The organism is bacterium (genome assembly GCA_035945995.1).
Taxonomy (GTDB): Bacteria; Sysuimicrobiota; Sysuimicrobiia; order Sysuimicrobiales; family Segetimicrobiaceae; genus DASSJF01.
Genome location: DASYZR010000153.1, coordinates 15,106 through 37,404, shown reverse-complemented (window position 1 = coordinate 37,404; position 22,299 = coordinate 15,106). Strand labels below are relative to the sequence as shown.

The 22,299-nt window shown below is 71.8% G+C and carries 18 protein-coding genes; 11 read left to right on the top strand and 7 right to left on the bottom strand.

Features of this window, described 5'->3' with window-relative positions; genetic code table 11:
* Positions 1-21 precede the first annotated feature (21 nt).
* From VGZ23_17905 to VGZ23_17885, 5 genes are read right to left on the bottom strand one after another with little or no spacing between them, the layout of a single operon-like run.
* Positions 22-789, bottom strand: a complete 768-nt coding sequence (locus tag VGZ23_17905) for a CoA-transferase (protein ID HEV2359468.1) — start codon at positions 787-789, stop codon at positions 22-24.
* Positions 786-1,754, bottom strand: coding sequence for a CoA-transferase (locus VGZ23_17900; GenBank protein ID HEV2359467.1), 969 nt, complete (start codon positions 1,752-1,754; stop codon positions 786-788). Before VGZ23_17900 ends, VGZ23_17905 begins: the two co-directional genes overlap by 4 nt.
* Entirely contained in the window at positions 1,747-2,715 is a 969-nt protein-coding gene (locus tag VGZ23_17895; GenBank protein ID HEV2359466.1) for a TIGR03619 family F420-dependent LLM class oxidoreductase, read from the bottom strand. Before VGZ23_17895 ends, VGZ23_17900 begins: the two co-directional genes overlap by 8 nt.
* Positions 2,715-5,009: a xanthine dehydrogenase family protein molybdopterin-binding subunit gene (locus VGZ23_17890; GenBank protein ID HEV2359465.1), complete on the bottom strand. Its 2,295-nt coding sequence runs from the start codon at positions 5,007-5,009 to the stop codon at positions 2,715-2,717. The genes VGZ23_17895 and VGZ23_17890 overlap by 1 nt, the downstream gene beginning before the upstream one ends.
* 41 nt (positions 5,010-5,050) lie before the next feature.
* Positions 5,051-5,818 (bottom strand): 5-oxoprolinase subunit PxpA, encoded by a 768-nt coding sequence (locus tag VGZ23_17885; GenBank protein ID HEV2359464.1) that lies wholly within the window; start codon positions 5,816-5,818, stop codon positions 5,051-5,053.
* Positions 5,819-5,953: 135 nt separating this feature from the next.
* Here VGZ23_17885 and cysK point away from each other — a divergent pair, with 135 nt between their 5' ends.
* The 3 genes from cysK to VGZ23_17870 all read left to right on the top strand — a co-directional run bounded on the left by cysK (position 5,954) and on the right by VGZ23_17870 (position 9,252).
* Positions 5,954-6,988 (top strand): cysteine synthase A, encoded by a 1,035-nt coding sequence (cysK, locus tag VGZ23_17880; GenBank protein HEV2359463.1) that lies wholly within the window; start codon positions 5,954-5,956, stop codon positions 6,986-6,988.
* Positions 6,981-8,045, top strand: a complete 1,065-nt coding sequence (locus tag VGZ23_17875; GenBank protein ID HEV2359462.1) for a D-2-hydroxyacid dehydrogenase — start codon at positions 6,981-6,983, stop codon at positions 8,043-8,045. Before cysK ends, VGZ23_17875 begins: the two co-directional genes overlap by 8 nt.
* Before the next feature lie 337 nt (positions 8,046-8,382).
* A complete protein-coding gene (locus VGZ23_17870) occupies positions 8,383-9,252 on the top strand; it encodes an NAD-dependent epimerase/dehydratase family protein (GenBank protein ID HEV2359461.1) in 870 nt (289 codons plus the stop codon).
* Between the two features lie 10 nt (positions 9,253-9,262).
* On the opposite strand, the gene VGZ23_17865 is transcribed toward VGZ23_17870, so the two are convergent.
* Positions 9,263-11,434: a hydantoinase/oxoprolinase family protein gene (locus tag VGZ23_17865; protein HEV2359460.1), complete on the bottom strand. Its 2,172-nt coding sequence runs from the start codon at positions 11,432-11,434 to the stop codon at positions 9,263-9,265.
* Positions 11,431-13,164 carry a hydantoinase B/oxoprolinase family protein gene (locus tag VGZ23_17860; GenBank protein HEV2359459.1) on the bottom strand — a complete coding sequence of 578 codons (1,734 nt, stop codon included), beginning with the start codon at positions 13,162-13,164 and terminating at the stop codon, positions 11,431-11,433. Before VGZ23_17860 ends, VGZ23_17865 begins: the two co-directional genes overlap by 4 nt.
* A gap of 113 nt (positions 13,165-13,277) precedes the next feature.
* Between VGZ23_17860 and VGZ23_17855 the strand changes: the two genes are divergently transcribed.
* The 8 genes from VGZ23_17855 (at position 13,278) to VGZ23_17820 (ending at position 22,299) form a co-directional block, all read left to right on the top strand.
* Positions 13,278-13,751: an SHOCT domain-containing protein gene (locus tag VGZ23_17855; protein ID HEV2359458.1), complete on the top strand. Its 474-nt coding sequence runs from the start codon at positions 13,278-13,280 to the stop codon at positions 13,749-13,751.
* The gene (locus VGZ23_17850; protein HEV2359457.1) at positions 13,748-14,488 is read left to right on the top strand and encodes a response regulator transcription factor; all 741 of its coding nucleotides are present in this window, start codon (positions 13,748-13,750) and stop codon (positions 14,486-14,488) included. Before VGZ23_17855 ends, VGZ23_17850 begins: the two co-directional genes overlap by 4 nt.
* Positions 14,481-15,662: an ATP-binding protein gene (locus VGZ23_17845; protein HEV2359456.1), complete on the top strand. Its 1,182-nt coding sequence runs from the start codon at positions 14,481-14,483 to the stop codon at positions 15,660-15,662. Before VGZ23_17850 ends, VGZ23_17845 begins: the two co-directional genes overlap by 8 nt.
* The gene (locus tag VGZ23_17840; protein ID HEV2359455.1) at positions 15,659-17,056 is read left to right on the top strand and encodes a TolC family protein; all 1,398 of its coding nucleotides are present in this window, start codon (positions 15,659-15,661) and stop codon (positions 17,054-17,056) included. Before VGZ23_17845 ends, VGZ23_17840 begins: the two co-directional genes overlap by 4 nt.
* Complete coding sequence (locus VGZ23_17835; protein ID HEV2359454.1) at positions 17,053-18,615, top strand: efflux RND transporter periplasmic adaptor subunit; 1,563 nt, start codon at positions 17,053-17,055, stop codon at positions 18,613-18,615. The genes VGZ23_17840 and VGZ23_17835 overlap by 4 nt, the downstream gene beginning before the upstream one ends.
* Positions 18,615-19,388 (top strand): ABC transporter ATP-binding protein, encoded by a 774-nt coding sequence (locus tag VGZ23_17830; GenBank protein HEV2359453.1) that lies wholly within the window; start codon positions 18,615-18,617, stop codon positions 19,386-19,388. The genes VGZ23_17835 and VGZ23_17830 overlap by 1 nt, the downstream gene beginning before the upstream one ends.
* Positions 19,385-20,602 (top strand): ABC transporter permease, encoded by a 1,218-nt coding sequence (locus tag VGZ23_17825; GenBank protein HEV2359452.1) that lies wholly within the window; start codon positions 19,385-19,387, stop codon positions 20,600-20,602. Before VGZ23_17830 ends, VGZ23_17825 begins: the two co-directional genes overlap by 4 nt.
* A gap of 83 nt (positions 20,603-20,685) precedes the next feature.
* Positions 20,686-22,299, top strand: a complete 1,614-nt coding sequence (locus VGZ23_17820) for a thiamine pyrophosphate-binding protein (GenBank protein ID HEV2359451.1) — start codon at positions 20,686-20,688, stop codon at positions 22,297-22,299.

The following is a 22,299-nucleotide window of genomic DNA, read 5'->3' as shown; positions in this document are numbered from 1 at the left end:
CCGCCCCGCGCAGCCCGGGGTTCAGCCGAGAAAGACGCGCGCCGGATCGAGGCCGCGGACGAGCGCGAGCTCCTGCCCGGTCGGCGCCGCGAGGCGCCGGATGTCCGAGGCGACCTCCAGCTCGAATCCCGTCTGTTCGCGAACCTGCTCGCCCTCCACGCCCGGCTGCAGCGCCGCAAGGCGCATCCGTCCGGTCCCGGGGTCGAAGTCCAAGAGCGCGAGATCGGTGACGACGGCGGTGACCCGGCCGAAGAGCAGCCCGGCGCGACGCCGCCCGCCCTCCCCGTCGACCTGACCGGGGCTCGTCACGAAGTCGAGCCGCTCGACGAACCGGCGCCGCTCGTGCCGCGTGACGATCATGATCTCGCGGCAGAGGCAGGCGATGTCGCAGGCACCGCCGCTGCCCGGGAGGCGCACCTTGGGCCGCTCGACCGTGCCGATGACGCTCGTGTTGATGTTGCCGTAGGGATCGATCTGCGCGCCGCCGAGGAAGCCGTAATCGAAATAGCCGCGCTGCGCGTACAGGAAGATTTGCGTGATCGACGGCAGCGCCACGGCCCGGCGCGCTGCCCGCATCTCGTTCGTGGAGATCGGCAGCCGCCCCGGCTCCACCTCCAGTCCGATCGACCCGCCTTCCACGACGACCGTCAGGCCGGGGGCGTGCGTCACGCGCGCGAGCGCCGACGCGAGCAGCGGAATGCCCACCCCGGCGAACACGACTTTGCCGTTCGCGAGCAGCCGGCTCGCCGACACCGCGAGCAGCTCGGACGGGGCGTAGGGCGCGTTCACCGGCCGGTCAGCTCCTCCGCCGCCCGGCGCTGCCGGGCCAGTTGCGCGGCGTTGAACTTGCTCAGGTACGCCTCCGGGGTCGGCGGTCCGTACACGTACTCGTCGAGATACGCGCGCGCCGCGGCGACGCCGTCCGCACCGACCCGCCGGGCGTAGGCGTCGATGTGTTCGAGGTCCGCCTCGTACAGGCCGTAGCATTCGTGCGGGTAGGCGCCGTAGGGCGCCTCGACGACCGCATCGACGGCGAAGAACGGGATGACCGTACGGTCGGCGGTGCGCCGGATCTCGTCGGGATCCACGATCTCTTCTGCGGTGAGAATGACGGTCTGGGCGGCCGCGGCGATGTCCGCATCCATGTGGGGATAGCCGTCGATCTGCGCGTTGCCGAAGCGGTCGGCGCGGTGGACGTGAATCAGCGCGACGTCGGGAAAGAGCGCCGGGACGAGGCAGAGCTGTTCGCCCGTGAACGGGCATGTCATCGTCTTGGCGCCGGTGGTGCGGAGCAGGTCGGAGCCGAGCATCGAGAGCGTGGGGAGAAACGGGACGCCCATCGCCCCCGCGTGGTAGCGTAGGCCGATCGCGAGATGGCTCCACTCTTCGTAGCGGGCCTGCCCGCCCTCGACGAACTCGCGGACAATGCGCGACAGTCCCCACGGCAGGCCGATCCCGACCCAGCTCGTGACGATCTCGCGGCTGGCCCCCGCGGCCAGAAAGAGCTCGCCCTCGTAGCACATCAGGCTGCGGGACAGCACGACGCCGCGGCGGCGCCGGCGCAGGACTTCCCGCAGCAGCAGCGTCGGCGTCCGGGAGTAAAGACAACCGCCGATGGCGAGGTGATCGCCGTCGCGCACGAGCCCGGCGGCATCGGCGATCGGCATCCGCTTGTCCCGCGGCGGCCGCGCTTTGGCTTCGAGCCGCCGGCGGGCCTCGACGAAGGTCACGGCCGGCCGGCCCGGGTCAGGCATGCACCGGCCTCGCACCCGGCCGCAGGCGCGGCACGACCTCGCGCGCGATCACGTCGAGCTGCTCCGTCCGGTAGTCGCACGGGATGAGGACGACGTGCTCGACGCCGGCCTCGAGGTGCGCGGCGAGCTGCTCGGCGCACTGCGCCGGCGTTCCCCGGACGGCGCTGTCCGGGGTCGACTCGCTCCACGGCGCGACGTCGAAGTACCGGGCGATGAAGTCCCGGACGCGCCGGTCGGCCTCCTCGAACGACGGTGCCACGCAGATGGGCAGCTGGCTTACGGTCCGCAGTTCCGCCGGATCGCGCCCCAGCTCCTCGGCGAACGCCCGGATCTTGGCCCACGCGGTACGAAAGCTCGCCGGCGTGTAGAAGTATGTCAGCCAACCGTCGCCGTGCCGGGCGACGCGGCGGAGGACCCGGTCGACGTAGCCGCCGATCAGCATGGGCGGGTGCGGCCGCTGGACCGGCTTCGGCAACATCGCGGCGCGCTTGAAGACGTAGTCACCGATCGCGCCGTCGACCTGCTCCTCGGTCCACAGCCGCCGCAGGACCTCGAGATTGCGCACGAACGTCTTGCCGCGGTCCGCGAACGAGATGCCGCACGCCTGGAACTCCCGCTCGTACCAGCCGGCCGCGAGCCCGAGCACCAGACGTCCCTTGGAGATCTGGTCGAGGCTCGCCAGTTCCTTCGCGAGGACCACGGGGTTGCGCAGCGGCAACACGAGCACCCCGATGCCCAGCTGGATCCGCCTCGTCGTCGCCGCGACCGCGGTGAGGGTCGCGAGCGACTCGAGAAACGGGACCGGCCGCTTGGTGCCGAGCAGGATGTGGTCCCACGCCCACACGGAGGTGAAGCCGAGTGATTCGGCGTGCGCCGCGTAGGCGAGGATCCCGTCGACGCTGGGAGCGCCGGGCGCGGGACAGAAGTTCTCCAGCGCGACCCCGAACTGTGGCTCCCGCATCACGGTTCCTCCTTCGCGTCCCCGTCCGGCGCTCCGCCGCGCCGGTGTTGATTGCATGGCGGCCGGTCGCGGGCGTCCATCGCGACGAGCACGCGCTCCGGCGTCATCGGCAGCTCCCGGAGCCGCACACCGACGGCGTCCTCGATCGCGCTCGCCACGGCGGCCGGCGGCGGTCCGGTGGGCGGCTCGCCGATCCCGCGCGCCCCAAACGGGCCTTTCCCCTCGCCGGACTGGACGACCAGCGCCTGTACGTCCGGCAGGTCGAGGGCGGTGGGAATCAGGTAGGCCGCAAACAACGTGGTCAGGTTGTTGCCGTTCTCGACCGCGACTTCCTCCGTGAGCGCCTGGCCGATCCCCATCGCCGCGCCGCCCTGGATCTGACCCTCGACGCTCTGCGGGTTGATCGCCCGGCCGACGTCGTGGCACGCCGCGTATTTGAGGACGCGGACCGCACCGGTCTCGGCATCCACCTCGGCTTCCACGGCGTGGCATCCGAACGTGTAGTCGGGGAACGTCCGCCCCTGGCCGGTCTCGAGATCCACGGGCGGCGAGTGCTCCGCGTGAAAGGTCGCGAGGTGGGACGTCGGCACGCCGCGCCGGCCGCATTCGGCGATCACCTGGGCCAGCGTGACGCGCCGCTGCGCGCTGCCGGCGACCCCGACGTGGTCGTCGGCGAAGTCCAGGTCGGCCTCGGAGGCCTCCAGCAACGCGGCGGCCACGGGGGCCACCAGCGCCCGCAACTCGCGGGCGGTGCGGAGCACCGCGTTCCCCGACATGTAGAGCTGGCGCGTGGCGAACGTCCCGCCCGCGAGCGGGGTGAGGGCGCTGTCGCCGAAGTGGACGGTGACGCGGTCGAGCGACGCGCCCAGGATTTCGGATGCGATCTGCGCGAGCGCCGCCGTCTGCCCGCCGCCGAGGTCCGGCACGCCGGACCGGATCACCAGCGACCCGTCGGCCTCGAACCCGAGCCACGCGCCCGAGCGATCCCGGAACCAGACCGTGCGGCCGTACGGTTGGATGTTGCAGGAGAATCCCCGTCCGACCCGCGCCGACGGGCCGGACGGCCGGCTCCGCTCGCCGAGGGCGGCCGTCGCGCGGCGCACGAGATCGGGAAGCGCGACGTGGGTCTCCACGGCTTCCCCGGTGGGGAGGCGATCGCCCTTCTTGAGGAAGTTGCGGGCCCGAATCTCCTCCCGCGGGAGGCCGAGCCGCTCCGCGAGCGCGTCCATCTGCGATTCGTAGGCAAACGTGACCTGCATCGCGCCGAATCCACGCATGGCGCTGGACGGCACGTTGTTGGTGAACGCGGCCTTCGCGTCGATGCGGACGTGGGGCACCCTGTACGGGCCCGCGCCGGCGACCAGCGCCGCGAACAGCACGCGGGGACTGAGGAGGGGATACGGGCCGGCGTCGGCGATCAGCTCAATCTCGTGGGCCGTGAGGCGGCCGTCGCGGCGGGCGCCGCTCTTGTACCGCATCGTGAACGGGTGCCGCTTCGGCCGGGCGAGCAGGGAGTCGTGCCGGCTCCAGATCATGCGGACCGGGCGGCCCGTCTTCCAGGCCAGCAGCGCCGCGTACGGTTCAACCGTCATGTCTTCCTTGCCGCCGAATCCGCCGCCGACGAACGGGGCGACCACCCGGACCCGGTTGTGCGGCAGCCCGAGCATCTCGGCGATCTCCCGGAAGTGCTCGATCACCTGGGACGACGAGCGGATGTTGATCACGCCGTGCGTGTCCGTCCAGGCGACGCCGGCTTCCGGCTCGAGGTACGCGTGGTCGACGCGTTGCGTGCGGTACGTGCGTTCGACGATGACGTCCGCCTGCCGAAACCCCTCCGCGACGTCGCCCCGCCGCAGCTTCCAGTGAATGAGCAGGTTGTGCTCCCGGTCGTCGTGCACCAGCGGCGCGTCCGGCCGCAGCGCGGCGCCGGCCTCGAACACCCCCGGGAGCGGCTCGTAGTCGACGTCGATGGCCTCCAGCGCCGCCTGGGCCTGCGCCTCGGACGCGGCGGCCACGATCGCCACGGGTTCGCCCTGATACCGCACGCGCCCCGCGGCCAGGACGGGCGTGGCGAACCGGAGGAGGCCCAGCCCCGTGGGGTCCTCGTCGACGGCGTTGTGCGGGACGTCGTCCGCGGTCAGCACCGCCGCGACGCCCGGCAGCGACCGGGCCCCGGACGTGTCGAGGCGTCGGATTCGCGCCGCCGCGTGGATCGACCGGAGGATGCGCCCGGCGAGCATGCCGGGCAGATGCCAGTCCGCGGCGTAGCGGGTGATCCCCTGAACCTTGTCCACCGCGTCGAATCGGGGCTCGGATCTGCCGACGACCCGATACGCTAGGCGGTGGCTATCCACGTGCCCATGGCCGCGACGTCGATGCCCGCCTGTTCCAGCATCCCGCGGAGGATTCGCGCCGCGGCCCGCGAGGGCGCGTGATCCCCGTGCAGACAGATCGTGTCCACCTGCACCTCCACGTCCGTCCCCTCGACGGCCGGGACGCGTCCGTCCCGCACAGCGCCGACCGCGCGACGGCACATCGCCTCGGGATCCGGCAGCATCGCGTCGGCGCGCCGCCGGCTCGCGAGGGTCCCGTCGGCCATGTAGGCTCGGTCCAGAAAGAATTCGCGCGCGACGGGGAGGCCGGCCGCCGCCGCGTGCGCGTGCAGGCGCGAGTGCGGGGTGGCCACGACGATGAGGTGGGGATCCAGGCGCTTGACCGCGGCGGCGATGGCTTCGGCCGTTCCGTCATCGACTTCGGCCACATTGTAGAGCGCGCCGTGCGGCTTGACGTGCTGCAGGCGGCCCCCGAACGCCTCGACCATGCCTTTGACCGCGGCCACCTGATACAGGACTAGGTTCTCGACCTCGTGAGGGACCAGGTCCATCTTGTGCCGTCCGAACCCGATGAGGTCGGGATAGCCGGGGTGGGCGCCGATCGCCACCCGGTGCCGCCGCAGCAGCTCCACCGACCGGCGGATCGTGCCGGGATCGCTGGCGTGAAAGCCGCAGGCGATGTGCGCCGACGTGAGATACGGCGCGATGTCGTCGTCCTGTCCCATCGGCCAGGGGCCCAGCGACTCGCCCATGTCCGCTGAGATGTCCACGCGGCGTCGCTCCATCGAAGGCCGACTACTTCGGCCCGCGCCGCGGCGGGCCCTCTCCCGCGCCCGGCAGGGCGAGCGCGCGCGCGGTGAGAACGCTTTCCCATTCCTATCTTGGTGGAGCGGGAGTCCTCGCGGATGGATTGGGAGCGCCGGCGGCATCCGGCAGAGAGCATTCTGGAGACGGCAGGGCTGACGCCGCTCGTGCGGCTTCGCCGCGTGGCCGAGCCGGCCACCGCCGCCGTGTTCGGCAAGCTCGAGTACTTCGGACCGAGCGGAAGCATCAAAGACCGCGTCCTGCCCTTTATCGTCGCGGAGGCGGAGCGCCGGGGGGAGCTGCGCCCCGGCATGATCCTCATCGAAGGGACGACCGGGAATACCGGGATCGCGACCGCGATGGTGGGGGCGGCCAAAGGCTACCGGGTCATCATCGTCATGCCCGAGGGCATGAGCCGGGAGCGGCAGCAGGTGATCCGGGCGTACGGTGCCGAGCTGGTGCTGACGCCCGGGGGCGAAAGCGACGTCGATCTCGTCCTGGACAAGGTTCGGCAGCTCAAGGCCCGATACGGCGGGACAATCTGGGAGGTCGGACAGTTCGTCAATCCGGACAACGTCCGCGCGCACGCGGACACGACCGGGCCCGAGATCTGGGAGCAGACGGACGGGCACCTCGACGCCTTCGTCGCCGCGCAGGGCACCGGCGGCACGCTCACCGGCGTGGCCGCGTACCTGAAGGGCCGGCGGCCGGACGTCCGGTGCTTCGCGGTGGAGCCGGCGGAGTGCGCGATCCTGTCGGGGCGCGGGTGGGGTCCGCACCGAATCGAAGGGATCGGGGACGGCTTCATCCCGGACGTGCTGGACCTCCGATGGGTCGACGGGGTGGTCACGGTGTCCTCGGATGAGGCGATCGCGATGGCGCGCCGTCTCGCGCGCGAGGAGGGGATCTTCTGCGGTATCTCCTCGGGGTGCAACGTGGCGGCCTGTCTGAAGCTCAGCCGGCGCTACCCGGAGCTCAAAACGATCGTGACGATGATCAACGACAACGGGCTGCGCTACCTCTCCACCGAGCTCACCGGGGAGGTCCCGGCCGCGGCGGTGCCGGAGCGGGAGCACGCGCCCCGGCCCGGCGACACCCGCCGGCTCGCCGCCAGGCGGCTCGTGGTCATTGAGTGACGGCGCGGCGGGCGCGGGGCGGAAGCCCGCCGTCGTCGTGCTCGCGGCCGCGCGCGGGCCGCGGCCGGTCGGGCTCGATCGTCTGGCGAAGGACGCGGCGATTCACTATGCGGTATCGGACCGGGCGCTCGCGCGGGGCCTCGCCGAGGCGGAAGTGCTCCTCGTGTGGGATTTTCGATCGGCGAAGCTGCGCGCGGCGTGGCCGGGCGCCCGGCGGCTGCGCTGGATCCACGTCGCGGGCGCCGGCGTCGACACCGTGTTGTTTCCCGAACTCGCGTCAAGCCGCGTCGTCCTGACCAATTCTCGGGGGGTCTTCGACCAGGCGATCGCCGAGTACGTGCTCGGGCTCATGCTGGTCTTCGCGAAGGATTTCTGGACCACGTTCGATCTGCAACGGCGCCGCGTGTGGCGGCACCGGGAAACCGAGCATCTGCGCGGGCAATCGGTGCTGATCGTGGGCGCAGGCGGGATCGGACGGACCATCGGCCGGCTGGCGTGTCGCGCGGGGATGCGGGTCGCGGGGGTCGCCCGGACGGCTCGGGCGTCCGACCCCGATCTCGGCCGGATCACGGCCGTGCGAAACCTTCCGGAGGTGGTGGGGCAGGCCGATTACGTGGTCATCGCGACGCCCCTCACGCCGGAGACGAAGGGGCTCTTCGGGGCGGCGGCCTTTCAACGGATGCGGCCGACCGCGCGGCTGATCAACGTGGGGCGCGGGCCCGTGGTGGACGAGGCCGCGCTCCTGCGGGCGCTTCGGTCGAAGCGGATCGCCGGCGCGGCGCTGGATGTCTTCATGCAGGAGCCGCTTCCCAAAGGCCATCCCTTCTGGGACGCGCCGGGACTGATCGTGTCGCCCCACATGTGCGGCGACTTCCGGGGGTGGACCGCCGCCTTGTCGGCGCTGTTCATGGAGAACTACCGCCGGTGGCGGCGCGCCGCGCCGTTGCTGAACGTCGTGGACAAAACGTTGGGCTTTGTGCCGAGCGGCGGCGCCGCCACCACGACGAGGAGCCGGAACCCGGATCCCGCGTCCCGTCCATTGACGTCCGGTGGATAGTCACTTCCCGCCGGAAAAGCCGCGAGGGGCCGGTCCTCAGGACCTGGCCCCTCGCCTGCTAACGATCGGTTCGTCTATTTGCCGCCTGCGCTGATGACCGCGGCGGTCACTACGATACCTGCCAGCCACCACACAACCCACTCCGGCATAGCGAGCCCACCTCCCTGTGTAATATCGGCTCAGCGTTATTGTTCCCCGTTCGGTCACGGGCAAAACTCCGTGGATCGCGCGGCGACACACGCGGTCCCGCGGGTGTCGGGCGGCGCGGCCGAGAAGTTCCCGTGGGTCGCGCCGTTCGCGATCGTCCTTCACCATGTCTTCACAAGGGGGTGGCCTCATGGCGAAGCGCCGTGTTGTTCTCGTCGGAGCCGCCGGCTACATCGCGCAGCGCATGTTCGCGGAGCTGCACGAGCGGTGGGACCTCGTCCCGATCGACGTGACGGAGACGACCCGGGACGGGACCCCCATTCCCGGGATCGTCGTCTGCGACTTGACGCGACCGAACCGCGACGAGTACCGCGGGCACTTCCGAGGCGCCGACGCCGTCATCCACTGCGGCTACATCAAGGCGCCGGACCCGGACGCGACGATGTGGCAGAACAACAGCGACGAGAAGTTCTGGGCCCAGCACCAGAACATCGCGCTCGCCTACAACGTCTACCGCACGGCGCTGGAGGAGGGCGTGCGCCGGGTCGTCGTCGCGAGCTCCAACCACGCCACGGACTACTACGAGCGGCTGATCTGGAACGGCCGGATGGAGATGGTCACGCCGGATCTGCCGCCGCGCTCCGACAATTTCTACGGCTGGGCCAAGGCGGCCTACGAGCTCCTCGGCTTCGTCTTTGCCACCGGCCGCGTCGGCGACCGCCACCTCGAAGTCGTGCAGTGGCGCATCGGGGGCCCGCGCGACGACGATATCGACCGCGTGAGTCCCGGGGATACGGCCACGATGCACCGCGCGCTCGGCGCGTTTCTCTCCCGGCGCGACCAGGTGCAGCAGGCGATCCGCATGGTCGAGACCGAGCACATCGCCGACGAGCACGGCGTGCCGTTCCTGATCGTCTACGGCATCAGCGGCAACACGCACCGGTTCTGGAGCATCGCCAACGCGCGCGACAAGCTCGGCTACGTCCCGGAGGACGACAGCCAGGCGCTGTTCATGGACAAGATCGCGGCGATCGTCGGGGCCGAGATTCCGCCCGCATGACCGCCGGCGGTCATCCCCGCAGCGCCGGCGCGATCGCGAGGACGGTGACGTCGAGCCACCCGCGCGGCGTGACGCGCGCGTGCTCGCCCGGCCGGACCAGCACCGTCGTCGCCTCCGACTCCACGATCGCCGGCCCGTCGATCGTGGCGCCGGCCCGGAGGGCGTCCCACCGATGGACGGGCGCGTCGAGCCACCCGTCGGCGTAGATGCGGCGTGTCGCGGTCGCGGGCGGCGCGGGCGATGAAGCGGCCGACGCGCGCGTGCCCCGCCGCTCGAGCGGCGGTTCGACCGGCGGCGACGCGAGACGTCCGACCACCGCGAGCCGCGCGTTGACGAGCACCACTTCCTGATCCGGCGCGCTGTACGTGTACAGCTCTTCGTGCCGGAGGCGGAAGCGCTCGACGATGCGGTCGATGAGGCCCGGTTCCTGGAGCGGGATCCCGTCGAGCGGGACGTCGATCTCGAAGATCTGCTCGCCGTAGCGCAGATCGAGTGAGCGCAGCACGTCGAAGTGCGGCCCGGCATCTTCGCCGTTCCGTCCCGGCGCGCCCGTGCCGGCCCCGACGCGTCCCCCGGGTTCGAGATGGTCCGGGACCGCGGGCTCGAGCCGCCGGCGTCCCTCCCGTTCCATCTCCGCGAACAGACGGCGCAGGCGCGCCGGGCCGACTTTGTGGATCTCCCCGACGTGGGTGCGCACGACGTCGTACCGGAGGTCCGCGGCGAGCATGCCCCAGGCGGACAGCACCGGCGCCTGCCGCGGCACCACGACCCGAGCGATTTCGAGCATCCCGGCGACCGCGGTGGCGTGGAGGCCGGCCGCCCCGCCGAACGCGAGGAGGGCGAAGCGCCGCGGGTCGATCCCCCGGCGGACCGACACGACGCGGATCCCCTCGGCCATCGCCGTGTTGACCACCTCGTAGATGCCGCGGGCCGCGTCGATCACGGTTCCCCCGAGGCGCGCGGCGACGGCCTCGACGGCCCGGTGCGCCGCCGCGGCGTCCAGCCGCCGGCGTCCGCCCCAGAACGTGTCGGGATCGAGGTGGCCCAGCACGACGTTCGCGTCGGTGACGGTGGCGCCGGCTCCGCCGCGGCCGTAGCAGGCCGGCCCGGGTTCCGCGCCGGCGCTCTCGGGGCCGACGTGCAGAATGCCGCCCGCGTCGACGCGGGCGAGGGAGCCTCCCCCCGCGCCGATCGTGTGAATGTCGATGCTCGGCAGCGCGAGCGTGTGGCCGCTCACCCGGCGGTCGCCGGTCGTCCGCGGCCGTCCCCCTTCGAGGAGCGCGATGTCCGTGCTGGTGCCGCCCATGTCGAACGTAATGAGGTTCCCCTCGCCCAGCAGCCGCGCGGCGTATTGTCCGCCGGCGATGCCGCCGGCCGGGCCGGAGAGAATCGCGCCCGCGGCGAGGCGCGTGGCTTCGGAGATCGCCGCCACGCCGCCGTGTGACTGCATGACGAGCACGTCGCGCGGGTAGCCGGCCGCGCGCAGCCGCGAGGCGAGGCGGGTCAGGTAGCGCCGGAGCACCGGGCCGACGTACGCGGTGATCACGGTCGTGCACACGCGCTCGTATTCCTTGATCTGCGGCAGGACGTCCCAGGAGGACGACACGTAGGCGCCGCGCAAACGGCGGCGCACGGCCTCCCGCGTCGCCAGTTCGTGCCGCGGGTTGCGGTAGGCGTGCAGGTAGCAGATCGCGACGGCGTCGACCCCGGCGCGCTCCAGCCGGCGGATCGCCCGGTCGAGGGACGCCCGGCCGAGCGGGACGGCGACGGTGCCGTCGGCGAGGGTCCGCTCGCGGACCCCGAGCCGGAGCCCGCGCGGCACGAGCGGGACCGGCGGCGGCATCCGGAGGTTGTAGCGGTCCGGCTTGAGTCCTTCCCGCATCTCGAGCACGTCCCGGTGCCCCTCGGTGGTCAGCAGGCCGACGCGCGCGCCCCTGCGCTCGAGGAGCGCGTTGGTGGCAACCGTGGTCCCGTGGACGATCTGCGACGTGTTCGCCAGCAGCGCGCGGAGGTCGACGGCGAGCCGGCCGGCGAGCGCTTCGATCGCGTCGAGGACACCGATCGACGGGTCGGCCGGCGTGGAGGACGCTTTGACGAGCGTGGCCCGGCCGGCCTCGTCCACGCACACCGCGTCGGTGAACGTGCCGCCGACGTCGATGCCGATGCGGTAGGAACCGATCATCGGGTGCGGGCGGGCCGCCGGCCGGATGCGCGCGCCGTCACGAAGCCGTTCTCGAGGTCGGCGGCTCGAGCGCCCGGATCGCGCCGCGCCGGCGGTCCGTAACCGCCGCCTCCCGACGAGTCAATGTGGAACACGTCACCGGGCAGGACGGGGATCCCGACTTCCTTTGTGCGCAGCACCCGGGTCCGGCGGCGCGAGATGAGGCGATACCGGTGCACGGCGCCGTCCCGGCCGCCGAAGAGGCCGTACGGGGCATGCCGGACGCCGTCGCCCGCGGTGTTCGCGACCGCCGGTTCGGCGATTTCGACGCGCATGCGGAGATGCGACCCCACGCCGCCGCGAAACTGTCCGTCGCCGCCCGAGTTCGGCCGGAATTCGTGGCGCTCGAGGCGCAGCGGAAACCGCACTTCTGTCACCTCGACGCTCCCGAACTTGAGCCCGCCGGCCGCCTGGCCTTCGCCCGCCGTGGGCCAGCCGTCCCCGGCGGCGGACGCCCCGCCGCCGGGTCGCGCGTGAAAGAGATGCCAGATGAACGGACGTCCGCTGCGCGGGTCGATACCGCGGATCGCGATCCGGAACCGGCGGCTCCACCCCGCAACGGCGCGCTCCGGGCACGCGGGAGCCAGCGCCTTGAGCACGGCTTCGCAGATCTCCTGGCCGCTGTGGTTGGTGCACAGCGTGACCGGCGCCGGCGGACGGGGATGCACGATCGTGCCCTCGCGCGTGAGGACCGTGACCGGCCGAAACGTCCCGTCATTTTTCGGAATATCGGGATCGATCAGGTACGCGATCGCCAGATGCACCGCGGACATCGTGTTCGGCAGCGACGAGTTGACGAAGCCCGTCACCTGGGGGTCGCTGCGCCGGAGGTCGACGGTGAGGTTGTCGCCGCGCTTGGTCACCGTCGCCCGCACGGCGATGTCGACGGCCCCGTGTCCGTCGTCGTCCAGCACCGCTTCGCCGCGGTAGACGCCGTCCCGCCAGGGCCGGATGCACGCGCGCGTCCGCCGTTCGGTCCCGTCCAGCACCTCCCGCGCCGCCTCGAGCAGGACGTCGACGCCGTACTCGTCCACCAGGCGCAGCAGACGCCGCTCGCCGAGCCGCGCCGACCCCATCGACGCGCGCAGATCGCCGAGGAAGTCGCGGGAGTGGCGGACGTTCGTGGCCACCATGTTGAGCACATCGTCGCGCTCCGCGCCCGCGTCGTACAGTTTGAGCGGAGGAACGCGCAGGCCTTCCTGCCAGATCTCGGTCGCGGCCGCGTTGTAGCTGCCGTGCGTCGCGCCGCCGATGTCGCTCTGGTGCGCCCGGTTGACCGTCCAGCACACGAGCCGGCCGCCGGCCTCCCCATGAGCAGGCGTGAAGACCGGCAGCACCACGGTGAGGTCCGGCAGGTGGCTGCCGCCGTGGTACGGATCGTTGACCAGGTAGAGGTCGCCGGCGCGGATCCGCCCGGCAAAGAACGCCTGGACGGACCGCACCGCCCACGGCAGGGCCCCCACGTGGATCGGCACGTGTTCCGCCTGGGCCAGCAGGCGTCCGCCGGCGTCGCAGAGGGCGGTCGAGAAATCGCGGCTCGAGTTCAGGATCTGGGAGTAGGCGGTTCGGAGCATTGCCTCTCCCATCTCGGCCACAATCGCGGAGAGGCGGTGCTGCACGACCGAGACGGTGACGCGATCGGGCGCGGATGGACCGGATTCGGGCACGCTCGACTGTTCGATGAGGTTCACGACAGTCCTATGAGACCTTCACAATTCATACACGGCGTCCGGATACAGTAAGAGTCGCCCAAACGCTAAGCAAATAGCGGTACCGACAAGGGAAATATTAAGGAGGCGTGGCGATGCGCAAGCGGTGGCTCGCGGCCCTGGCGGCCGCGGCAGGCCTTGTAGTGATTGTCGCCGTAGTGGCCGCTCTGTCCGCTCCGGCCCCGGCTCAGCCGAACCCGCGGCTTACGGCTCAGGGGGCGCCGGCGCCCGGCACCCCGCAGGGTCCCGGGGGTCCGGGGTACGGTCCGGGCTATCGGTATCCCGGCTACGGTCCCGGGTTCGGACCGGGGTACGGCCCGCGGTTTGGTCCCCGCTTCCAGGGGCGCGGCTTCGGACCCGGCGCCGGCGTCGCCGCGGCGGCGTTCGCGCTTCACATGCTGGCCCGATTCCTGCTCCTGGTCGCGCTGCTCGTGATCGCTTGGAAGGTGATCACGTTGCAGTCGCTGTGGGGCCGCCCGGACGGCGCCGTGCAGGTCATCCGGGAGCGGTTCGCGCGCGGCGAGATCAACGAAGAAGAGTACCGGAAGCGGCTGGCGGCCTTGTCGTGACCGTCGCCGCGTCAAGGGGATTGAACGGCGTGCCGACCGTGCTGGTGGTCGATGACGAGCCGCAGATCGTCGAACTGCTGCGGACGTATCTGGAACGGGAGGGCTTCGGCGTCGCCCAGGCGGCGGACGGCGACGCCGCGCTCACGGAACACGAGCGCGTCCGGCCGGATCTCGTGATCCTGGACCTCATGCTGCCGCGGCTCGACGGGCGGGAGGTCTGCCGGCGGATCCGGGAACACGCCCGCACGCCGATCATCATGCTCACGGCCCGGGACGAGGAGTCGGACAAGCTCCTGGGGCTCGAACTTGGCGCCGACGACTACATCACGAAACCGTTCAGCCCCCGCGAAGTCGTGGCCCGCGTCCGCGCCGTCCTGCGGCGCGGCAGCCACGAGACGCCGGACGTGCTCCGGCTCGGCGAGCTCATCATCGACCTGCGCGGCCATCAGGTGACGCTGGCGGGCCGGCCGGTCGACCTGACGCCGACGGAGTTCCGGCTCCTCGAGACGCTCGCCGGCCATCCCAACCAGGTCTTCACCCGCATGCAGCTGATCGACCGGGTCCACGGCCACGCGTTCGAGGGCTACGAGCGCACCGTCGACGCCCACATCAAGAACCTGCGGAGCAAGATCGAGCATGACCCTCGCAACCCGCGCTTTGTCCTTACCGTGTACGGGGTCGGCTACAAATTCCAGCGACCGGAGGACGACCGCCGGCAGCACGCGGCGTATGCGTAGCCTGCGGACCCGTCTGAGTATCGCGTTCATCGCGATCGCGGTGCTGACCACCGTGCTGTCGGCGACGTTTGCGAGTTACGAGGCGCACCGGACGTTCCGGCAGTACGTGGAGCGCCGCGAGATCCCCGAGGTGGGCGGGCGGCTGCCCCAGGCGGGCGGCCCGATTGTCGTGGTCCGGCCCCTCCGGCGTCCGCTCGGCGCCCGCGAGGTGCTGTTCGGAAGCCGCATCCGAAACGGCATCTGGGCCGGAACGGCGGTGGCCGCCGGCCTCGGTCTGCTGCTCGCGCTGCTGCTGGCCGGACGGATGGCGCGGCCGGTCGGCGACCTGACGCGCGCCGCGCGCGTGATCACGAGCGGCGGGACGCCCTCGCCGGTTCCCGTCGAGGGGCAGGACGAGATCGCCGAGCTCGCCCGCGCCTTCAATAAAATGGCGGACCGCCTCGCCACGGACGAGGAGCAGCGCCGCCGTCTCTTCGCGGGCATCGCCCACGAGCTGCGGACGCCGCTGTCGGTCATTCAGGGCACGCTCGAAGGGATGCTCGACGGCGTCCTGCAACCGTCGTCGGAGCGGATCGCGACGCTGCACAGTCAGTCGCTGCTGCTCGCGCGGCTCATCACGGATCTGCGGGATCTCTCGCTGGCGCAGGCCGGGCAGCTCAGGTTGAACCTGAGCACTGTCGATCCGGCCACGATCGTGCGGGAGACGCTCGAGGCCCTCGCTCCGCTCGCCGACGAGCGCCGCGTCACGCTGCATGCGGACGTGCCGCGGGACGTGCCCCGGATCCAGGCGGATCCCGACCGGCTCCGGCAGATCGTCCAGAACCTCGTCGAGAACGCCGTGCGGCACACCCCGGCCGGGGGCGAGGTCCGCGCGACGATGCGGGTCGAGCCCGGGACGGCGGGGCCGGCCGGCGTGCGCCTCGCGGTCGCGGACACCGGCGTCGGGATCGACGCGGCCGACCTCGCGCACATCTTCAAGCACTTCTACCGCGCCGACCAGTCGCGCGCCCGCGCGAGCGGCGGCACCGGTCTCGGCCTCGCGATCGTGAAGTCGCTGGTCGAGGCGCACGGCGGCCGCGTGGCGGTGGAAAGCACGGCGGGCAAGGGCAGCACCTTTACGGTGACACTCCCCGGCCGGCACGACGCCGCCGTCCCTCAGGAGGCCGCTCTATGATCGCATTGGTCCGTCACGCCGCGGTGGCGATGGTCGCCCTGTCGTTGGGCGCGCAGGCGTTTGCTGCGCCGCGCGCCGACGCCGCGCAACCGTCCGTCGCCCCGGCGCCGGCCGCGCCCGCTCCCTTGGCCCCGGCTCAGACGTACACGTTCGCGCAGGCGGTGGCGGCCACGCTGGCCCACAATCCGCAGATCGCCGCGGCGCAGCAGACGCTCGAGGCCGCGCAACAAAGCGTCCTGGCCGCCCGCGCGGGCTACGGGCCGACCCTGTCGGTCAACGGGAACGGCAGCCTCGGCACGTTCGGGGCGTCGACCTCGTCCGGGGTTACGGGCGCCCCGGCATCGAGTGTGACGGGGACCGGGACCGCCACGATCGCGGCCAGCCTGCCGATCTTCGACGGTGGCAAGACCAGGGTCGCCGTCGAGTCGGCGGAGGCGCAGGCGGCGTCGGCCCAGGCGGCGCTGCGGCAGACCGAGCAGGATCTGGCGCTTCAGGCGGGCACGCAGTTCTTCACGGTCCTCAAGGACGAGGGCCTCGTGAACGTCCAGCAGCAGGTGCTCACACAAAACCAGGCCCAACTGGCGATGACCCAGGCGAAGGTGCGCGCCGGGGTGGCCCCGCAGTCGGACGTCATTCAGGCGGAGGCGCAGGTCGCGCAGGCCGAGGTCGCCCTCCTCCAGGCGCGGGCCAACGTCCTGACGGCCAAGGCGTCATTGGCCGGCACGATGGGCGCGGAGACGACCGCCTCGATCGAGGCGGCGAGCCCTGAGGCGCCCGCGGCGCGCGTGGCCGTTGCGTCCGGTCAGGTGATCGCCACCGCGCTCGCGAGCCGGCCGGAAATCGCCAAAGCGAACGCCGGGGTGCAGGCATCGCAGGCCCAGCTCGACACGGCGTACGTGAACGCCGGTCCGCAGATCGGCATCAATGTCGGCGCCGGCTACACGCCGGTCAGCACCAGCCGGGACCTCAATAACACCACCTCCTACGGTCTCACGGGGACGATCAGCCTGCCGCTGTTCGACAGCGGCAAGGGCAAGGCGGAGATCGCGAGCGCCCAGGCCGGCCTGAAGAGCGCCCGCGCGCAGCTCGACGCCGCCCGGGCGTCCGTCAGCCAGGACGCGTATCAGGCGTACTTGAACGCCGTGCAGGCGGCCGCCAACGTGACGGCGACCGAGGCCGCGCGCACCGCCGCCGACCAGGCGCTCAGCGTGGCCCAGGGCCGCTACCGCGCCGGCGTCGGCACGATCATCGAGGTGATTACCGCGGAGACGACGGCGGCCCAGGCCGACGTCAACGCGACGTCGGCCGTCTACGACTACCAATCCGCGCTCATCACGCTCGAGCATGCCCAGGGAGCGCCCATCGTCGCGGGAGTCGGGGGAGGTACGCAATGACGTGGTCCAGATTTTTCACCGGCCGGCGCGCGGTCGCGCTCGCCGTGATCGCGGCGCTGGTCGCCGGCGGGATCGTGGCCGTGCAGCGCCTCGGGCAGCGGCGGGCCGCGGTCCGGTACGTCACCCGGCCGGTCCAGTACGCCAACATCTCGTCGACCGTGAGCGAGACCGGCACCGTGAACCCGGTCGACCAGGTCCAGGTCGGCACCCAGGTGTCCGGGACCGTGGCCACGCTCGGCGCGGACTATAATTCGCGGGTCAAGAAGGGCCAGGTGCTCGCGACGCTCGATCCAACGTCGTTCCAGGCGACCGTGGAGCAGCAGAGCGCCGCGCTGGCCGCGGCCCAGTCGACCGCGGCGGCCTCGGCGAGCAGCCTGGCGCAGGCGCAGGTGGCGGTGCGGACCGCGCAGGCCAACTACCTGCAGGCGCTGGCCGGCCTGCGCAGCGCGGGCGCCAACTCGACCAAGGCGAAGGGCCAGCTCGCCCTCGCCCAGACGACGGTGCGGCGCGATTCGTCGCTGTTGACGCAAGGGTACATCGCGCAGAATCAGATGGACACCGACCAGACGGCGGCGCAGGCGGCGTCGGACGATTACGCGGCGGCGCAGGCGGCGATTGCCGTGGCGCAGGCCCAGGCCGCGGCGCAGGCCTCGCAGGTCCGCGCCGCACAGCAGCAGGTCGACACCGCCGCCGCGCAGGCCGCCGCGGCGCAGCACCAGGCCGGCTCGGCCTCCGCGCAGCTCCAGCAGGCACAGTACAATCTGTCGCGGACCGTGATCACTAGCCCGATCGACGGCGTCGTGATGGCGCGCAACGTGAGCGTCGGACAGACGGTCGCCGCATCCCTGCAGACGCCGACGCTGTTCACGATCGCGTCGAATTTGAGAGACATGCAGGTCGATACCTCGGTCGACGAGGCCGATGTGGGCAACGTCCGTCCGGGGCAGAATGCCACGATCACGGTGAACGCGTACCCGAACGTCAACTTCGCCGGGACGGTTCAGCAGGTGCGCGTCAACCCGACCGTCACGCAGAACGTGGTGACCTACGACGCGGTCGTGCTGGTCCATGACGAGTCGGGCCGGCTCCTGCCGGGGATGACGGCCCAGGTGATCGTCAACACCTCGACGCGCACTCACGTGCTCGCCGTTCCGCTGCAGGCGCTGCTGTTCCGTCCGCTGCAGCAGGGCGCGCGGCCGACGTCGTCGACCAGCGGTGGTCCCCTCGGCGGCGGCACCTTCTTCGTCGGTCCCGGCGGTAGTGCGGGCGGCGGCGCCGGCGCCGCACCGGTGGCGGGCGCCCCGGGATCGCAGGTCGTCGTCTGGGTGCTGCGCAACGGGCGGCCCGTCCCGGTCCGGGTCACGATCGGGGTCTCGGACGGCCAGAACGTCGAGATTACCGCCGGCAATCTGCAGGCGGGGGACCGCGTGATCATCTCCGCCGTTCGCGGCGGCAGCCGCGGGGCGCGCGGGAACGGCCAGGGCGGAAGTTCGAACGGCGGCGGACAAGGCGGCGGTCAGGGCGGCCAGCCGAGCAGCGCGCCGGGGAGGACGCCGTGATGGCCACCTCGGATCTGCTGATCGAAGTCCGCGACATGACCAAGGTGTACGGTGCCGGCGAGATGGCGGTCCATGCGCTCCGCGGCGTAAGTCTCGAGGTGCGCCGCGGCGAATTCGTGGCGATCATGGGGCCATCGGGCTCCGGCAAGTCGACCTTCATGCACCTTCTGGGGTGTCTTGATCATCCGACATCGGGCTCGTACCGCCTCGCCGGGCAGGAAGTGTCGCGCCTGTCGGCCGATGCCCTGGCGGCCGTGCGCAGCCGCCAGATCGGCTTCGTCTTTCAGAGTTTCAACCTTCTGGCCCGGACCACGGCGCTCGAGAACGTCGAGCTGCCGATGCTGTACGCCGGGATCGCGCGAGAGGCGCGGGCGGCGCGGGCGGAAGAGCTGCTCGCGAGCGTGGGGTTGGGCAACCGGCTGGACCACCGGCCGAGCGAGCTCTCCGGCGGCCAGCAGCAGCGCGTCGCGATCGCGCGCGCCCTGGCCAACGGCGCGCCGCTGCTCATGGCCGACGAGCCGACGGGGAATCTCGACAGCGCGAGCAGCGCGGAGATCATGTCCCTGGTCCGGCGGCTCAACGCGCAGCACGGCCTGACGGTGGTGGTGGTCACGCACGACATCGCCATCGCGGCGTGGTCCAAGCGGGTCGTCACGTTTTACGACGGCCGGATCGTCTCCGACAAACCCGTGGCCGAGGCGGTGCCGGAGGGCGTTCGCGCCGGCGTGGATCAGGCCGCGCGCGCCACGGTGCGGCAGGAGGCGCCGGTATGAGTCTCGGGCTGCTGCTCCGCGTCGCCTGGCAGGCGCTCCGGCGCAACGCGACGCGCTCGCTCCTCACCATGCTCGGCATCATCATCGGCGTCGGCGCCGTGATCACGTCGATGGCCATCGGCGCCGGCGCCCAGGCCGCCGTGCTCGCGCAAATCGAGAGCCTGGGGGCGAACCTCGTCGTGGTGATCCCCGGCTCGATCACGGCGAGCGGCGTCCGTCTCGGCGGGGGCAGCCGGACGACGCTCAAACTGCCCGACGTGGCGGCGATCGCGCAGGCCGTGCCGGAAGTGGCCGCCGCGGCGCCGCTGTCCGAAACGAACGCGCAGGTCGTGGCGAGCGGCACCAACTGGTATACGCAGGTCCAGAGCAGCACGCCCGCCTGGACCGACGTCCGCAGCTGGCCGGTGGCGACCGGGCGTTTCTTCACCCAGCAGGAGACCGATCAGGCCGCCAAGGTGGCCGTCCTCGGATCGACGGTCGCCGAGAATCTCTTTCCGACCGGTTCGCCCATCGGCGCGACCGTCGTCGTCAAGAACGTCCCGTTCCGGGTCATCGGCGTCATGACGTCCAAGGGCCAATCCGGCTTCGGCCGCGACCAGGACGACTTCGTGATGGTGCCGATCACGACGTTCCTTGACCGCCTGACCGGGCAGTCGTGGATTGGGTCGATCCTCGTCTCCGCGAGCACGCCCGAGAGCGTGCCCGGGGTCATCGATGAGACCGACCGCCTGCTGCGTCTCCGCCATCACCTCACGCCCTCCCAGCCGGACGACTTTTCCGTGCGGAACATCGCCGACATCCAGCAGGTGCGGCTCGCGACGTCGCAGACCCAGGCGCTGCTGCTCGCCGGGATCGCGGTGGTGTCGCTCGTCGTGGGCGGCATCGGCATCATGAACATCATGCTGGTGTCCGTGACCGAGCGGACGCGCGAGATCGGCCTGCGCATGGCGGTGGGCGCGCGCGGCCACGACATCCTGATGCAGTTTCTCGTCGAAGCGCTGACGCTGGCCTGCCTCGGCGGCGTGATCGGGATCGTGATGGGGGTCGCGACCGCCCAGGGGGCGTCGGTCGTGGCCCACTGGCCGACCCTGGTCTCACCGGTGTCGATCGTGCTGGGCTTCGTATCGTCGCTGCTGGTGGGCGTCGTGTTCGGGTTCTACCCGGCGCAGCGCGCCGCCGCGCTCGACCCGATCGTCGCCCTGCGGTACGAATAGTCCCCGAACGGTTGTCGCCTCGCCGTCCCTGCTGATACGATAAGCGGCGCACCGCGCCCGTCTGCGCGGCGCCGGAGGGACGGATGGCCACGAACGCCGAGGTGATCGCCGCGACGCTGGCGGACGCCGGCGTGGAGCATGCGTTCGGCCTGCCGGGGGGCGAGATCACGGTGCTCATCGAGGCCTGCCGCCGCGCGGGCATTCGATTCTACCTCACGGGCCACGAGGCCAGCGCGGCGTTCATGGCCGACGTCACCGGGCAGATCACGGGGCGCCCGGGGGTGTGTCTTGCGACGCTCGGACCGGGTGCCGTCAATCTGAGCCTCGGCGTCGCGAACGCGCTGCTGGACCGTTCTCCCATGCTCGCTATCACGGCCGAGGTTTCGACCGCGCTCGCGCCCCAGTTTCCGCATCAGCGGCTGCCGCTCCGCCGCCTGTTCGGCGCGATCGCGAAGTCGAGCGCAACCGTCGACGGCCGGGGCACCGAAGACCTCGTTCGCCGCGCGGTCGCGCTCGCGGTCGCGCCGCCCCCCGGACCGGTGCACCTCGCCCTCCCCAGCAATCTCGCCGGGTCGGCAGCCGGCGGCGGCGCCTCGCCGGCCGACCTCGCCCCGTCCCACCCGTCGCCCGCCGGCGCGGCCGCGTCCGAATCGTCGGCGGGCCTCGCCGAGGTGCGGGACCTGCTCGACGGCGCGGAGCGTCCTCTCGTCGTCGTGGGCATCGGTTGCACGCCGCGCGATGCGCCGGTCCTGCGGGCGTTCATCGACCGGACCGGCTGGCCGTTCGTCGTGACGCCGAAGGCGAAGGGGATGCTGCCGGAAGACGCGCCCGGGTTCCTCGGCGTCGTCGGGGGAATGGCGCTCGACGGCGCCGTGATGGAGACCGTCGACCGGGCCGACGCGCTGCTCGGCGCGGGCTTCGATCCGGTCGAGTGCGACAAAGACTGGTACGTGCGGCGGCGCATCGCGAACCTGTCGTGCGCCCCGACCGGCGAAGGCGCCTACCGGCCGGTCGAAGCGATCGGAGACGTCGGGGAATCACTCGCCGCCTTGGGCGGCCTGCCTCCGCGCCCGTGGCCGGAGACGGTGCTGGCGGCCTGCCGCGCCCGGCTGCGTCCGGAGCCTCGGACGCCGGTGGGCGACGGCGCAGCGGGCCTAAGTCCGCTCGCCGCGATGCGCGTCCTTCGCGAGGCCGCCCCGCGCGATACCGTCCTCACCTGCGACGTCGGGTCGCACAAGTACTACTGCGGCCAGTTCTGGGAGAGCTACGGGCCGCACACGTTTTTCATGTCGAACGGCCTGTCGGGGATGGGCTACGGGGTCCCGGCGGCGATCGCGGCGAAACTGCAGTTTCCCGCCCGGCCGGTGCTCTCGGTCGCGGGCGACGGGGGGCTGCAGATGATGCTGCACAACCTCACGTTCCTGCGGCAGTACGAGGTGCCGGTGACGATCGTCTGTTTCGTCGACGCGAGCCTGAGCCTGATACGGGTCGGCCAGCGGCGCCGCGGCTTCGAGCCCTACGGCGTCGACTTTCCGCCGCCCGAGTTCGAGACGGTCGCCCGCGGGTTCGGGATCGAGGGCGCGCGCGTCGAATCGCTGGACGCGCTCGGCCGGATGGTCGCGACGGCGCTGGCGTCGGATCGTCCGGCCGTCGTGGCCGTGCCGGTCGACGGCCGCGAGTACGACGCGTACTGTTGA